The sequence below is a fragment of the Duganella violaceipulchra genome, assembly GCF_019166075.1.
GTDB lineage: Bacteria > Pseudomonadota > Gammaproteobacteria > Burkholderiales > Burkholderiaceae_D > Rugamonas > Rugamonas violaceipulchra.
The window spans coordinates 1-334 of the sequence record NZ_JAHTGR010000163.1 but is presented as its reverse complement, the minus strand read 5'-3'; the positions used below and the strand labels follow the sequence as shown (position 1 = coordinate 334).

Here is a 334-nt window from a genome sequence, read left to right as displayed (position 1 = left end):
GTGGACGCTGTTCCACTCGTTCGCCTTCGACTTCTCGGTGTGGGAAATGTGGGGAGCGCTGGCGCACGGCGGCCAGCTGGTGATCGTGCCGTTGTCGGTGGCGCGCGCGCCCGACGAGTTCTACCAGCTGCTGTGCCGGCGCGGCGTGACGGTGCTGAACCAGACGCCGACGGCGTTCCGCCAGCTGATCGCGGCGCAGGGCTTGAACCAGGCCGCGCACCGCTTGCGCTACACGGTGTTCGGCGGCGAGGCGCTGGAGACGAGCCTGCTGGCGCCGTGGTATGCGCGGGCGGTCAACGCCGGCACGCAATTGATCAATCTGTACGGCATAACC

General features: G+C 68.3%; 1 protein-coding gene. It reads left to right on the top strand.

Features of this window, described 5'->3' with window-relative positions:
* Positions 1-334, top strand: a 334-nt coding sequence (locus KVP70_RS33500; RefSeq protein ID WP_217946742.1) for an AMP-binding protein, incomplete at both ends; no start/stop codon positions are given.